Source organism: Bacillus sp. H1a, assembly GCF_000633475.1.
GTDB classification, from domain to species: Bacteria; Bacillota; Bacilli; order Bacillales; family Bacillaceae_G; genus Bacillus_A; species Bacillus_A paramycoides.
The window spans coordinates 1-14,397 of the sequence record NZ_AYMH01000029.1; the positions used below are offsets into that span (position 1 = coordinate 1).

A 14,397-nucleotide genomic window follows, 5' to 3' on the forward strand; every position below is an offset into this window, starting at 1 on the left:
GAGGTCAGTTTTTATATTTTTCTCGCTTTGCAATTAATACAGAAGGACGTACTTATGTAGGTACTTTTTCTTCGGTAACTTGTGATGTTGTGAAACTTGCTGCTATACCTGGTTCAGTTGCAGTAATTATTTCTGTATGTAAAATTGAAGCAATTTTACCACCTGCTACAACTGATACTGCGGAGTTTGATTTAAATGGTGTTGACGTAGCGAATAAAGCATATTTATGCTTTATTTATGTAAAGCCATTCTTGTGAATGGCTTTTTATTTTATACAAGAGGAAATATATTTTTTATATAGAAATAAGTTTGAGGGTATATAGAAGGGTGTACGAAAGGAGAATAGGAATGATTAAACTAGAAAACTTTACAAGAAATGATTTTAACCAATTAATAAATTGGATCGATTCCAAAGAATTTTTAATACAATGGTCAGGAAATGCATTTACATATCCATTAAATGAACAGCAATTAAACAGATATATCGAAAGTGCTAATTGTGAGAATGCAAATACGCTCGCTTTTAAAGTAATAGATGAAGAAACTAAAAACGTTATTGGGCACATTTCGCTTGGACAAATAGACAATGTAAATAAGTCTGCTAGAATTGGAAAAGTATTAGTCGGTGATACAAATATGAGAGGACGTTCTATAGGGAAGCAAATGATGAAGGCTGTAATATATATTGCTTTTAATGAATTAAAACTGCATCGAGTTACACTTGGCGTTTTTGATTTTAATACTTCAGCCATTACATGTTATGAAAAAATGGGATTTGTAAAAGAAGGGTTATTAAGAGATGCTAGAAAAGTAGGAGATACGTATTGGAATTTATGGGAAATGAGTATGTTAGAATATGAATGGAACAATAAATAACAATAGTTTTTTATAATTATATTATGTTAACAATGATGAAAAGGGTTTGGTGGGAAAATTATGAACGGGAAAACAAAGATAATTACAATTGCAGCTGTTTCAGGGGGTGGGAAAACAACAATTACAGAAAGATTAGCTCGGGAGTTAAAAAATTCAAAGGCTCTATATTTTGATAGTTATAAGTTTAATAACTGCCCGGCAGACATTTGTAAATGGATAGATGATGGGGCCGATTATGATGAATGGGTACTAACACCATTGATTACTGATATTCAGCAACTCCGACAAAATAGTAATATAGACTATATTATTGTAGATTATCCGTTTGCCTACTTAAATAGTAGCATGCGGGATTTAATTGATGTAACTATTTATGTTGACACTCCTTTAGATATTGCGATGGCTAGACGGATTATAAGGGACTTTAAAGATGAACCAATTATTGAACTGCATAAAGATTTGAATCATTATATAACGCATGCGAGAAAAGCTTATGTAGAGGCAAGTAATACTGTTAAGCCAAATTCGGATATCGTTTTAGATGGATCATTATCTGTAAGTGAAATAATTGATCGAATAGTAGAGGAACTTAATCGAAGAGAAGTGATTGTGAATGGTTAAGTGTATAGAGGAATATGTAAAAGTTGATGACTTTAAAATATATACGAAAATATTCCAAGGAGAGAAGCTGCAGCCTGTTATTATAATGGAAGCAGGTTATGGTGATTATTCAAAGGCATGGGATCATATTGCGGAAGGGCTGACTGAATATGGGACGGTACTTACATATGATCGAGCTGGATTAGGGAAAAGTGGGAAGAGTTCCAAGCAACGTATTAGTTCTGAAATGGTAAAAGAATTAAGAGATTGCTTAAAGCAATCACAACTTAAGCCACCCTATATTTTTGTAGGACATTCCTTTGGGGGGATAAATGTACGTTTATTTACGGCTTTTTATCCTGAAGATACGATGGGAGTAGTTTTAGTTGATTCGACACCAGAAAATTATAAAGAGGATTTTTTGCCAATAATGTCTTCTGAATTTCAAGAAGCTTACTATAAGCAATTTATATATGAAAGCCCATACGAAGAGTTCATGTATAGTTTAGGTGAAGCAGGTAAACATTGTAAGTCAATGAGAGATATTCCACTTGTCGTGTTAGCTGCTGGTAAAAAAGCTTTTTATTCGCAAGATGCACAAATGAAATGGTTACAATTGCAAGAAGAATTATTACAATTATCAACCAATAATAAATTTATAATTGCAGAAAATAGTGGTCACCATATTCAAAAAGATGAGCCACATTATGTAATAGATGCTGTAAAGTGGATAATAGATATGGAGAGTGATAAATGTGCTAGTTTTATTTCGGTATAACTGGCAAGTAAGAGAGGATTGGTTTAAGTGGTGTGAGCAACTTACTGAGGAAGAATTGCTTCGCAAACGTGTTGGTGGTGTAGGGAGTATTTTAGAAACACTATTTCATATTGTAGATGTAGAGTATAGCTGGATTAGTGCTCCTCAAGGAAATGAAGATAGAGTACCGCAGTTTAAAGATTATCAATCAATCCAAAAAGTGAAAGCATTATCTGATTTATATCGACGTGAATTAGAAGAGTTTTTGCAAGTATGGTCTGTTGATTTAGAATGTAAAATATTAAAAGCTTCATGGACAGACAAAACATATACATACGGAGAAGTTTTACGACATGTAATTGTACATGAGATTCATCATATAGGGCAAATATCTGTATGGGCAAGAGAGTTAAACCTTCAGCCCGTTTCAGCAAATTTAATTGGAAGGGGATTATAGATTTAGAACCGACTTGCTAAATGCAAGTCGGCTTTTTTATATAAAAGAGAACTTTTAGTTGAAATCCTCTGATTTTTTTTGACGTATATGTAAAAACATTAAAATTGTAATGATGAAAAAGATCATAATCGTTTGTATAATTAAATTTTTAAACTGAAGCAATATTGTCCAAGATGTAACAGCGTCTTTGAAAGCTTGTAGTGCAGAATAGGAGGAAGGTTCAAAACCGTATTGAAGTAATTTTTTTGTTTCAACAAAAGCCGTGTTTTCTTCATTAGCGTCTAAAACTATAGAAATAAACCTTGTATCTCCTTGTTTTGCTGTGCCGACAAAACTATAATTACCGTTAGTTGAAAAACTTGTTTGTAAGCCATCAACACCTTTGAATTTAATGTTTTCATCAAGGGAATAAATCATTTTATTTGTGTTGAAAACTTGGAAATTTTTGAAGGTAAATTGGTAAGAGGTTAGTTTAGTAATATTTAATACATCTGGATAATCTTTTATTAATTGCGCTGTTATTTCAGCTGCGTCTATTGCTGTTGTAATCGATTGTTTATTATTCTCGTTATTTATTCCAGTAGAATTTAAAAATGGAGATTGTTGTGATACCTTTAGCTGTTTTGCTTTTTCATTCATTAACGTTGTAAAATTATCCTCATTTCCAGCAATGTGTTCTGCTAGTGCAAGTGCAGATCGATTATTTCCTGTTAAAAGCAATGCATGAAGTAAGTCACGAACGGTTGTTTTATCCCTCGATGTTACTTGTATGGGACTTGTTTCTGTTTGAAAAACTTCGTTACTTATTTTCACAGATTCATCTAATTGTATTTTGCCGTCATGAAGTTGTTCCAATACGATATACTCTGTCATTAGTTTAGTTAAAGTGGGTGACTGAATAGGAGTTCTTTCATTTTTTTTATAAACAACTTCACCTGAATTAGCATCTATTAAAATGGCTGATTTAGCCTGGATAATTGGACCATTAACATATAAATAAAAATATAAAACAATAATTGCTGTGATAAGAAAAGATAAAAATAAAATTGCTATTTTCTTAAAGAATTGCATACGCGATCCTCCTTCAATTACATCAATAACATTATTGTAAGTAGGAATGCTTAAATAGGAAGAAAGAAAAGGTAAAGAATTTCTAAAGAATTTTAAGGAATTATTAAATTTTGGATATTGATGGAAAATAAAAGGTTCAATTTCTTATCATATAAGAAATTGAACCTTAAAAGATGTAGTATTAACTTTTATATGGAAGTAATTTTACAGTGAAAGTTGTCTTTTTATCATCACTATATACTTCAATTGTTCCTTTATGCAGTTCGACAATACTTTTCGCAATTGCTAATCCGAGCCCAGATCCGCCTGTGTTTGTTGAACGTGATTTCTCTACGCGATAAAAACGTTCAAAAATATGAGGTAAATCAGTACTTGGAATAGGTTGCCCGTAATTTGTAATATCAATTGCAATCATACTATTGCTTTCATAAGTTGTAATGTCTATATGATCTCCATCATTTCCATAAGTAATAGCATTTATGATTAGATTTTCAAACACACGTACTAATTTATCTCCATCAGCTTGTACCATTAGCTTTTGCGATGGGAAAGATGGGCGACATTCAATATTTGCTTCTTGGAGCTGTATCCGGAATTGGACAGTTAATTGCCCAAGTAGTTCTACAATATCAATGGGAACAGAATTTAAACTTAACTCTTTATTTTGAACACGTGTATATTCAAACAAATCATTCATTAATGTGTTTAGACGAGTTACTTTATCGTAAATGACTTGTATATAATGACGTAATTCCACTTCGTCCCTATAATTATCATGCTGGATTAAATTCACATATCCAACTATAGATGTAAGGGGAGTTCGTAAGTCATGTGATACATTTGTAATAAGTTCGCTTTTTGCTTGCTCTGCCTGTCTTTCTTCATCAATTGACACTTTTAACTGTTCAACAATTTGATTGACCCCAGTAGCTAACTCTTCTAAATAATTATGATGTACAATCGATACTTTATGATTAAAGTGTCCGCTCGCAATATAACGAATTTCCGCAATCATTTTTTTTATACAAGTTTCATAGTAAAGCTTCTTTTCGTGACGATAAAAAACGTAAAGGTAGGATGTGAAAATGGAAAATAAAAACAAATAAGAAACGATCATCATCCATAAAGATTCCTTTAATCCTTTATATTTTTCATACCCAAAGATTCTAATAAATTCTTTGCCAAGTTCACTTAGAGTAAGTGAACTATCAATTACACTTGTAACGAGGCGATATATAATTAATTCGGTAATAGGTGTTAGTGTAATAGCCAATGAGAGCCAAAAAATTATTTTCCATTTTGGAACATCTTTCAGAATATCAAATGCTTCATTTCTCAATTTTATAGCCCACTCCCCAAACAGTATGAATAAATTTATCTCCATTCATTACAGTTTCAAGTTTATCTCGTAAATTACTAATGTGTACCATTACTGTTTTATTAGAACCATAACCATCTTCATTCCAAACGCGTTCAAATATTTCTTCAGAACTAAATACTCTTCCCGTATTACTTGCAAGTAAATATAAAATATCAAATTCAATAGATGTGAGTTTAATATATTCACCATTTACCTTAACAGTATGATTATGTTTATGTATTTCAACTGTGCGAATACGAATGTTGCCGTCTTCTTTCCTTTGTGTAGAGGCGTTTTGGAAAGAGGATCTTCGTAACAAAGCTTTCACTCTAGCGACTAATTCTAGTGGATTAAACGGTTTGATCATATAATCATCTGCACCGGTCATTAGGCCCAATATTTTATCCATATCTTCAGCTTTGGCACTAAGCATAAGAATAGGTACAGTATTATTTTCTCTTACCTCCTGGCAAACTTCTAATCCGTTTCGTTTTGGCATCATAATATCTAAAATCATAAGGTCAACTTCATATGTAGAGACCATTTGTAATGCTTCATCACCATCATAAGCTTTATAGATGTTGTAACCTTCATTTCGCAAATAAACTGCAAGCAATTCTACAATTTCTTTATCGTCATCAATTATTAATATGTTCTTATTCATTATATAGTTAATTCCTTTCCTTACAATTAATCAACATTACTATAATATCAAACATTCATGTGTTTTGTAGTAAAGATTCCATATAAAATTTCATGTAACGTATTAAAAAGGTATAAAAACATTTATAACGAATATAAAATAGAAGGGTTATTTAAATTTCACATTATATTGAAAAATAGTAATCAGGAGGATATTAACGTGCTATATAATGAAATATATACATTTACTCCAACTGGAAAAATAGAAAACGATATAAATTCATTTCTATTAAAATATAATAAAGAAATTACATATAAACACTCTATTCGTGTAGCAAATGAAGCACGAAAAATTGCAGAAATGTTTCATGAAAACGAAGAAAAAGTAGCTATTGCAGCATATTTACATGACATTAGCGCAATCTTTCCGAATGAGGAGCGGATAGCAGTTGCTGAAGAATTTGGAATAGAAATTTTACAAGAAGAACGAAAATTCCCGATGATCATTCATCAAAAACTATCGAGATTAATCGCGAAAGAGGTATTTAAAGTGGAAGACGAAGAAGTATTGAATGCAATTAGTTGCCACACTACTTTACGTAAAAATGCAACGAAGATGGATTTAATACTGTTTATTGCGGATAAAATTGAATGGGATCAAAAAGGAACGCCACCATACATATTAAAAGTGAAAATGGACTGGAAAAATCATTGGAACATGCTGCTTCCGCATATATCTCATATTTATGGGAAAGAAAAGATACACTGCTTTTAGTGACAAATGTTTATCGATTTAAAAAGGAAAATATAAAAAACCCGCAGAAAATAAATGTATACAACCGATTTATTAAGAATATGGATTTGAAGTTCCATATAAGACAAGAAACATTACCTTTTCTATTTGAAGATGAAGAAGCTGACTTGTATTGTACATATCAATTTTCTTTAAAATGCCTTGCGGAGGATATAAAACCTGTACCACTAATTAAAGCTGCTAATCATGAAGATTTTCCAGGGCTTTATCCACGTTTTGGGCGTAAGAAAGAAATTTCTTATCCGGATGTATTTCTCATAAACACAACGAAAGATATTGTCATGTTTATTTATGATGATAGAGGATGTGGAGTAATTACGAAGAATAAAGAAATGACACGGGATTTATATGAGAAATATAAAGAGTGGATTCTAGATTATGAACGAGAAAGTATAAATGATTTATTTAGACGAAAATAGGAGGAAGTGAAGTATGTAATGAAACGTATTGCAATTGTATCTGCATGGGAACCAGAACTTACGTATTTGCATCAACATTATCCAAGTGAGCGTGTAGAAAAGAGAGCAGCTTGGGAGTTTCATTTTCATTTTATTAATGAATTAGAAGTGATTTCAGTCGTAACTGGCGTCGGTAAAGTAAGTTGTGCTAGTTGTGTGCAACTATTAATAAGCGAATTCAAACCAGACCAGTTATTTATGACAGGAATTTGCGGAAGCTTATCAGATAAAGTGAAAAATGGGCACATCGTTGTAGCTCTTAATACTTTACAGCACGATGTTACTGCGGCTGGTTCAGGAGAAGATATTTTTAATCTATATGATGGTAGAACAGCACCTATTGAAACAACTAAATTGCTCGTAAAACGAATGAAGAAATTGCGTTCGTATGACCCAGTTCATTTTGGTACTTTTTTGTCAGGGGATCAGCGTATTCGTAGTTCAGAAATGAGATATTTACTGCATACTGTATACGGAGCTTTAGCCGTTGATCAAGAAGTGGCAGCATTCGCTTATGTGTGTCATGTAAATAAAAAACCATTTTTATGTTTAAAAGCTGCTTCAGATCAAGCGAATGACAAAACGAAAGAAGAACAAAAGATTTTTAAAATGTTAGCATGTGAACGGGCATGTGAGCATTTAATTGCTTTTTTACGTGTTTATGAAATTACTGTAGTAAACAATGGATAATAAGAGGAGTATAGTGATGGAAGCTACAAATAAAATAATGGGGATATTGCACCGTTTGTTATAAAACAAATAAATAGTGAGAAATATGTAGGGAAATGTCCACGTATTTCAAATTAAGAGGTGAATTACAAGTGCTTACGTATTATGGTGAACTTTGTACAAAGATTTATGAAAGTGACAAATCAATTGCGAGTGGAAAAGAATTGGATTTTTATCTTTCTTTTGCAAAAGACAAAAACATGACAGTGTTAGAACCGATGTGCGGAAATGGTAGAATGTTAATTCCTTTTATGCAAAATGGTGTGAATATAGAAGGATTTGATATTTCGACAGATATGCTTAAGGTGTGCAAAGATAAAGCAGAAAAACTAAACTTAAAACCGGTTGTGTTACAAGGAAGAATAGAAAAATTCCATAGTGATAACAAATACGATCTTATTATGATTCCTATTGGATCATTCTCTCTTTTACCAAATAATTTAGTAGATATTAGTCTTCAAAATATGAAAAATAACTTAAAAGAAGATGGAAAATTACTTCTTACTGTTGTACAAGGTGGAAATGAAACAGAACAAATTCTAGATTGGATAGAGACAAATAGAAAAGAAATTAACAATGAATTAATTGTTGAGTATAGAAAAGTATCATATGATGAGGCGCAAAAACTTCTAAATATTAAACTGAAATATGAAGTCATTCAAGATGAGAAAATAGTAGAAACTGAGATTATGGATTTTCCCATAAGACTATATAATTTAAAAGAATTTGAAAATATACTAATTACTAATGGATTTAGTCAAATTGTTGTTCATGAAATAAAGGATGGATATGGTGAAGGGAATTCATTTCATGTGTTTGAATGTAGTATATAACAAGTCATAGCGGAGGATTATACTTATATGATTCAATACAAAAGATGTAGTGAAGTAAGTATAGATTTAGTATATGAAGCTTTTAAGGACGGATTTTCAGATTATATTATTAAAATGGATGTTTCAAAAGAAGATTTTATAAAAAGGTTTTTTGGACCAGAAGGGAATTCACTGAAGCACTCCTTTCTTGCTTTAGATGATGATAAATCTGTTGGGGTAATACTTGGTGGTATAAAGATTTACGAAAGTATAAAAACAATGCGCTGCGGAACGTTAGCTGTACATCCAAATTATCGCGGCGTTGGTATTAGTCAAAAGTTATTTGAACTTCATAAAGAAGAGGCGATTCAAAATGAATGTAAGCAACTTTTTCTTGAAGTCATTGTAGGTAACGATCGAGCAATTAATTTTTATAATAAATTAGGTTATGAAAAAGTGTATGACCTTTCTTATTATAGTTTAAATGATTTTACTATAATAACTAATAAAGACTTTAAAAATATTGAAATAAAACAATTGAAATTTCAAAAATTTAAAGTTGAAATTCAGAAATGGCTTAACTTCCATATAAATTGGCAAAATGATATTGATTATATCGAAAAAACAAATAATACATATTACAGTGCATATGTTGATAATGATTTAAAAGGTACTGTATGTATAAATGAACAAGGTAAAATTAGCTTTATATTCGTAGCCAAGGAATGTAGAAATATTGGTATAGCGACGAGATTATTACAAGTCGCACGTGAAGAATTGAAATTATCAAGTTTATCAATTGGGTTTCCTAATAATAGCTCACTTCAGGGGTATTTGAAGAAATGTGGATTTGAAAAAAACTCTTTAGCACAATATGAAATGTACCATTTATTATAAAAGCAGAAGAATAATTCTTACTGCTTTTTATTTTGTCAGGAGGAGAATATATTATGGAATCTGTAAAACAAGTAGCATTAACATGTATTACCCATGATCCATCAGGGGGCTTGTTACCTACTATAAAAGAACTAAAAGAGGAATTGCTAAATTTAAATTATGACCAAAAATATATAACAATCAGTAATGTAACTCCAAGAGAGATTGTAAAAGAACTAGAGGAATGTAATTTTCATATAAATATAGTCGAAAAATCAGGAGTAGGGAATGCCCGAAGAGATTCTCTAGGATTTGTTGGTAACTATGATCATGATTACTATCACTATTGTGATTTTGATCGTTTACTAACTTGGATTACAGAATATCCAGAGGAGCATTATGCTTTCATCCAGAATATAGTGGATGTAGATTATTTAATCATCGGAAGAACGGAGGCAGCTTTTCATACCCACCCTGAGGAATGGCAAGTTACAGAAACAGTATCAAATAAAATTATGTCATTACAATTAGGTAAAGAAGTAGATATTACGGCTGGTTCATGTGTGTTATCAAAACGAGCAATAGATTACATAATAAAACATTCTAAATGCAGAATGACTGATGGAGAATGGCCGATGATTATAAACACTTTTACAGATTTTAATATTGATTACGTAGCAGTGGACGGTTTAAAATATGTGAACAAACTTAATCAAGACAATATTATTGATCCAATAAAATCATGGTCAATTAGATTAGAGCTCTCGTATATAATAAGTCAATCAATTTTGGAGCTAACAAAAACTTCTTAAATTAATTGAAGTGTAATAGAGATTTCTTTTTCAAATGAAATCATGTAAAATAAATACAGAACGTACATTCGTTTTGGTGAAAAGGAGGTTAATTAATAATGTTAGCTGTAATAAATAAACAAAGTAATGAATACGTAGTACAATTTGATCGTCATTTTCCATATACGATAGAAGAAGTTTGGTCTGTATTAACAGATAATAATAATTTAAAAAAGTGGATGTCTAATTTGCAAATAGAAGACCTTAGTACAGGTGGAATTATAAAGTTTGATATGATGGATGGCACATTTATAAACATTGATATTTTAGAATGTCAAATAAATTTAGTACTAGAATTCACATGGGGTAAAGATCGTGTCCGATTTGAAATACATAAAAAAGAAAATGGATGCCTTTTACTACTTAAAGAATTTATTCATGAATTAACAGATCATACACCGAAAGATATAGCAGGATGGCATATTTGTTTTGACCTTTTTTCTTCTGTTTTAGAAGGGGAAGAAAAAGAGTTTTCAAAAGATGAGTGGGAATATTGGTTTAATAAATATAAGGTGAAGATCGATGAATTGAAAGGGTATTGATTATGCAATTCGAATTTATTGTGTAATTATTATCTTATAAAAGTGGTTTTTAAAAACGATAGGAATAGAGGTTAATATGAAAGTAAATCAATTAATTGCGAACAATATAAAAAAATTAGACGCAGAAATACCAGTAAATAAATCGTTTGGAATTGCTGGTTTATCTGGATCTGGTAAAACAACTTTTTGTCAAACAATTGGTGAAGAATCCAAGAAGCGTCTTGTTTCGTTATTGCCAAAAGCTGAATATCAATATTTATTTCCTAATATTATGAAAACAAATTTTAGTGCTATTAAAATGGAAGAAATGCCTTTAGTACTTTTTCTAGGTAAATCATCGATTTCTTCCAATCCACGTTCTACAATTGGTACCCATACGGGCGTATTTAAAGAGATTCGTGAGAGGCTTGCTGGAAAATTTGATCTTTCTCCAGAGGTCTTTTCATTTAATAATCCGTTAGGTTGGTGTCCTGGTTGTAAAGGACGCGGTACTACTAAAAATATTGAGTGTAAAAAATGTGAGGGCAAACGATATAGTCAAGAGGTTGAACAATATACAATTGAATTGTTTGATAATCCACATACTATTTCCGATATTAATGATTTAAGCATTGAATCTATTCTTTCGTTAGCAGTGGTTTTAAATATTAGTGAAGCGAAACAGCATATTCTTCAAAACATTGTCAATATGAATATTGGTTACTTAACATTAAATCGAATAATGGGTACACTGTCAGGTGGAGAATTAACACGACTTTACTTGGCTGAATTTATGGCAGTAAGTGAAAATACAGTAATAATTATTGATGAAATCTCAGTAGGGCTTGATCATCAAACACTATTGAAGATATTAGAAGAGATTAAACAATTAGGATGTAAGAATCAAATTTGGCTCATTGATCATTCAGATACAGTGCTTGATACAACTGATGAACAATTGTTCTTTGGACCAGGTAGCGGGAAATATGGCGGGAAAATTGTTGAAGAATCACCAAGGCCAGAGCCAATACATTGGGAACGTAATCAGGAAATGCCAACAGAATATTATGCATTCCGTGATTTATATTGCCGTAATATTCAAATGGCTGAGTTTCAGATTCCTAAAAATAGACTAGTAACTGTTACGGGTGAATCCGGTTGTGGTAAATCTACACTTGTCAATGAATGTATAGCTAAAGATTTCTTGAAACGATATCTAAAAGATAAACTAGTTATGGTAGGTCAAGATCGAAACCAATCAATTACAAGTCGATCAACTGTTGCAACTTTTCTTGATATTAAAAAGAAACTTACGAAATATAGTGAAGATATCGATGATATTTTTGAGCGTTCGATTGAAGATATTATTGATGAACTTCCAAATGAAGATATCGCTTATAAACGCTTGAGTCTATTAATCAAACTTGGACTTGGCTATTTGACATTAGAAAGAAAAACACAAACTTTATCAACTGGTGAGTTTCAATGTGTTCATTTAGTTTCAGAGCTTTTTGCGAACTCAAGAAACCCACATACACTATTTATTTTTGACGAGCCTTCAAAAGGTTTATCACAAAATATTTTAAATCAATTTATTGATAGTGTTAGAGGTATTTTACAAGATGATTCAGTCTCAATCATAATGATTGAACATAATGGTTATATGCTTGAAAGCTCTGATTTTATCGTTGATTTTGGTAAAAGACAGCTTGAATCTGTAGAGTACCTTGATGTTGTGAAACATGATGAGTATTATCGTCAAAAAAATGATGTTGAGAAAGTTGCTCCATTGCAAATTCCTTCTACACTTAATCAACAAAATGGAATTAAATATTTAGAAGAAAATCATATTGGTTATTTTAAAAATGCAGAAAACATCTATAAGGGTGGCATTTTAAAAAGTTTATCTTCAATGGCACGATTAATTTACGGCGAATACGAATCTGATATAATTGCACCTGTTGTCGCTATTGATCTTGAAAGACATTTATATAGTCAGTATAGCTTCCTATATGAAATTGGTGGATTGATCAATCATATTGTGGCTGCACATCCAACTAATAAAGATACGAAAAGCTTCGATTTCTATTCTCAAGATAATTATTGTCCATCATGCTCAGGACGACTTAAAATTGATATCTTTGATAAAGAGACTGTAATCCAAGATAAAAACGTTCCATTTTGGGATGGTTTATTCTATCCAGAAATAATGAAAGTTTTAAAATTTTATCAATATGAAAAAGTAGAGTTTTTATTTGAAGAAATTAAAAATGAGCTTGGACATGATTTGACGAAAAGTTATAATGATATGTCTGATGAAGAAAAACATACATTTTGGTACGGGTATTTTGAAAAGTCATTTTATGATAAGAAAGGAAAAACACGTAGAACATGGGTAGGATTTAATACGATTATTGGTGGATATATTGTTATTTCAAAAGCACCTATTAAAGAAGATATTAAAGCTTCTAAAGAAATGATCGCATGCCCAATTTGTGACGGGACGGCTTTAAACCACCGTAAACAGCTGAAATTTGAAAATGCAGATATCCGTGAAATTATCAATCAGCCGCTTAACAAAGTTTTAAAATTAGTAGGCGATTTACCTGTACTCGTTAAATTGAAATCCATTGTGGGTGACGATATGGTTTTAACCGAAGATGTTTCGTTACTACCTAGAAAAACACAAGTTGCACTGAAAATGTTTGAGTTGGAACAAGCGAGCTTCTCAAACTATGAAATGGTATTACAAAATGTCTTACCATTCTGGGAAAAAATTAAACATAATATCGAATCAATCAGCAATAAAAATAGAGTAACTATATGTGATTTCGAAAATATCGATGAAACAAGAGAAGATATTATAGAAAAGTATTTCACAAATGGGAAATATAAAAAGCTAACATATGTCTATGAAGCTTTTGGATACAAAAAATTAGTTACCCAAATTAATAAAATAAAAAAAAGTAACCCATGTCCATTCTGTAAAGGTAAGAAAGTAATAACAGAAGATAATCTACATGATGGTGTATTTAAATTAACAATTCCATGTGTAACTTGTCATGCAAGTGGTATCAATGATGAAGGGCGTAAAGAAATTGTTGATGGCATAGACGTGCAAACATGGTTAACTGGAAAAGTAAGTTATGTTGTGGATGAAAGCTTACGAACGGAGGATGTTGCAGACATTCTAATATTTAATCGAATTCGTGAGTTGAATAAACGAGAAATGATGGCGGTTTATGAATGTCTTGAACAAAATAATTAGTTTGAAATTATTAAATCAAGTTCTAATAAAAAGCTAGCTGTCAGTTAAGGATAGAAAACTCATTTGCAATAATCTGCAAATGAGTTTTTATTTTGAATAAGAGCTTGTTGGTTTAAAAATGTTTATCCAGATAGATAAAAGATTAGGGGAAATATACTTGTATCACTTAAATAAATTATTCGCAAATTAACAAATTATAAGCTGAAGGAAACAACAAATTGGTATATATGATTAGATCTGTTCTTTCTAAGTTTTATTAAATCCTATATCGGTGAGATGAAGTGTTAATGTTTTAATAATAATTA

At 31.1% G+C, this 14,397-nt stretch carries 14 protein-coding genes and 3 pseudogenes; 14 read left to right on the forward strand and 3 right to left on the reverse strand.

From position 1 onward, the window contains the following. The 5 genes and pseudogenes from U860_RS0113880 to U860_RS0113900 form a co-directional block, all read left to right on the forward strand. Positions 1 to 257, forward strand: a pseudogene (locus U860_RS0113880) (hypothetical protein); the annotation flags it as partial. A 91-nt stretch (positions 258 to 348) separates the two neighbouring features. Beyond that, positions 349 to 876 (forward strand): GNAT family protein, encoded by a 528-nt coding sequence (locus U860_RS0113885; RefSeq protein ID WP_025148997.1) that lies wholly within the window; start codon positions 349 to 351, stop codon positions 874 to 876. A gap of 60 nt (positions 877 to 936) precedes the next feature. After that, positions 937 to 1,497, forward strand: a complete 561-nt coding sequence (locus U860_RS0113890; RefSeq protein WP_025148998.1) for an AAA family ATPase — start codon at positions 937 to 939, stop codon at positions 1,495 to 1,497. Next, positions 1,490 to 2,254, forward strand: a complete 765-nt coding sequence (locus U860_RS0113895) for an alpha/beta fold hydrolase (protein WP_025148999.1) — start codon at positions 1,490 to 1,492, stop codon at positions 2,252 to 2,254. Before U860_RS0113890 ends, U860_RS0113895 begins: the two co-directional genes overlap by 8 nt. Next, positions 2,232 to 2,690 carry a DinB family protein gene (locus tag U860_RS0113900; RefSeq protein ID WP_025149000.1) on the forward strand — a complete coding sequence of 153 codons (459 nt, stop codon included), beginning with the start codon at positions 2,232 to 2,234 and terminating at the stop codon, positions 2,688 to 2,690. Before U860_RS0113895 ends, U860_RS0113900 begins: the two co-directional genes overlap by 23 nt. A gap of 54 nt (positions 2,691 to 2,744) precedes the next feature. Here the strand turns inward: U860_RS0113900 and U860_RS0113905 are convergent, their stop codons facing one another. The 3 genes from U860_RS0113905 to U860_RS0113915 form a co-directional block, all read right to left on the reverse strand. After that, positions 2,745 to 3,761: a D-alanyl-D-alanine carboxypeptidase family protein gene (locus U860_RS0113905; protein ID WP_025149001.1), complete on the reverse strand. Its 1,017-nt coding sequence runs from the start codon at positions 3,759 to 3,761 to the stop codon at positions 2,745 to 2,747. 181 nt (positions 3,762 to 3,942) lie between these two features. Beyond that, positions 3,943 to 5,100 (reverse strand): HAMP domain-containing sensor histidine kinase, encoded by a 1,158-nt coding sequence (locus U860_RS0113910; protein WP_025149002.1) that lies wholly within the window; start codon positions 5,098 to 5,100, stop codon positions 3,943 to 3,945. Then, complete coding sequence (locus U860_RS0113915; protein WP_002172052.1) at positions 5,090 to 5,785, reverse strand: response regulator transcription factor; 696 nt, start codon at positions 5,783 to 5,785, stop codon at positions 5,090 to 5,092. Before U860_RS0113915 ends, U860_RS0113910 begins: the two co-directional genes overlap by 11 nt. Positions 5,786 to 5,983: 198 nt before the next feature. Here U860_RS0113915 and yqeK point away from each other — a divergent pair, with 198 nt between their 5' ends. The 9 genes and pseudogenes from yqeK to U860_RS0113955 all read left to right on the forward strand — a co-directional run bounded on the left by yqeK (position 5,984) and on the right by U860_RS0113955 (position 14,092). After that, positions 5,984 to 6,538, forward strand: coding sequence for a bis(5'-nucleosyl)-tetraphosphatase (symmetrical) YqeK (gene yqeK / locus U860_RS31515; protein WP_025149003.1), 555 nt, complete (start codon positions 5,984 to 5,986; stop codon positions 6,536 to 6,538). Beyond that, positions 6,505 to 6,996, forward strand: a pseudogene (locus tag U860_RS35115) (DUF3885 domain-containing protein); the annotation flags it as partial. The gene yqeK and the pseudogene U860_RS35115, both read left to right, overlap by 34 nt. Before the next feature lie 18 nt (positions 6,997 to 7,014). Continuing rightward, a complete protein-coding gene (gene mtnN, locus U860_RS0113930) occupies positions 7,015 to 7,725 on the forward strand; it encodes a 5'-methylthioadenosine/S-adenosylhomocysteine nucleosidase (protein ID WP_025149005.1) in 711 nt (236 codons plus the stop codon). A gap of 36 nt (positions 7,726 to 7,761) precedes the next feature. Then, positions 7,762 to 7,842, forward strand: a pseudogene (locus U860_RS35120) (NADH-flavin reductase); the annotation flags it as partial. Positions 7,843 to 7,856: 14 nt separating this feature from the next. Then, positions 7,857 to 8,597: a class I SAM-dependent methyltransferase gene (locus U860_RS0113935; RefSeq protein WP_025149006.1), complete on the forward strand. Its 741-nt coding sequence runs from the start codon at positions 7,857 to 7,859 to the stop codon at positions 8,595 to 8,597. A 27-nt stretch (positions 8,598 to 8,624) separates the two neighbouring features. After that, the gene (locus tag U860_RS0113940) at positions 8,625 to 9,473 is read left to right on the forward strand and encodes a GNAT family N-acetyltransferase (RefSeq protein ID WP_025149007.1); all 849 of its coding nucleotides are present in this window, start codon (positions 8,625 to 8,627) and stop codon (positions 9,471 to 9,473) included. Between the two features lie 53 nt (positions 9,474 to 9,526). Continuing rightward, positions 9,527 to 10,264 (forward strand): hypothetical protein, encoded by a 738-nt coding sequence (locus U860_RS0113945; protein WP_025149008.1) that lies wholly within the window; start codon positions 9,527 to 9,529, stop codon positions 10,262 to 10,264. A 98-nt stretch (positions 10,265 to 10,362) separates the two neighbouring features. Continuing rightward, positions 10,363 to 10,845: an SRPBCC family protein gene (locus tag U860_RS0113950; protein ID WP_025149009.1), complete on the forward strand. Its 483-nt coding sequence runs from the start codon at positions 10,363 to 10,365 to the stop codon at positions 10,843 to 10,845. A 76-nt stretch (positions 10,846 to 10,921) separates the two neighbouring features. Further along, on the forward strand, positions 10,922 to 14,092 hold the full coding sequence (locus U860_RS0113955; protein WP_025149010.1) for an ATP-binding cassette domain-containing protein: 3,171 nt from the start codon (positions 10,922 to 10,924) through the stop codon (positions 14,090 to 14,092). The last annotated feature ends 305 nt before the right edge of the window (positions 14,093 to 14,397 follow it).

Coding starts and splice junctions, on each gene's coding strand:
- U860_RS0113885 (WP_025148997.1), top strand. CDS start 349: ATGATTAAACTAGAAAACTTTACAAGAAATGATTTTAACCAATTAATA.
- U860_RS0113945 (WP_025149008.1), top strand. CDS start 9,527: ATGGAATCTGTAAAACAAGTAGCATTAACATGTATTACCCATGATCCA.
- U860_RS0113915 (WP_002172052.1), bottom strand. CDS start 5,785: ATGAATAAGAACATATTAATAATTGATGACGATAAAGAAATTGTAGAA.
- mtnN (WP_025149005.1), top strand. CDS start 7,015: ATGAAACGTATTGCAATTGTATCTGCATGGGAACCAGAACTTACGTAT.
- U860_RS0113905 (WP_025149001.1), bottom strand. CDS start 3,761: ATGCAATTCTTTAAGAAAATAGCAATTTTATTTTTATCTTTTCTTATC.
- U860_RS0113890 (WP_025148998.1), top strand. CDS start 937: ATGAACGGGAAAACAAAGATAATTACAATTGCAGCTGTTTCAGGGGGT.
- U860_RS0113895 (WP_025148999.1), top strand. CDS start 1,490: ATGGTTAAGTGTATAGAGGAATATGTAAAAGTTGATGACTTTAAAATA.
- U860_RS0113955 (WP_025149010.1), top strand. CDS start 10,922: ATGAAAGTAAATCAATTAATTGCGAACAATATAAAAAAATTAGACGCA.
- U860_RS0113950 (WP_025149009.1), top strand. CDS start 10,363: ATGTTAGCTGTAATAAATAAACAAAGTAATGAATACGTAGTACAATTT.
- U860_RS0113940 (WP_025149007.1), top strand. CDS start 8,625: ATGATTCAATACAAAAGATGTAGTGAAGTAAGTATAGATTTAGTATAT.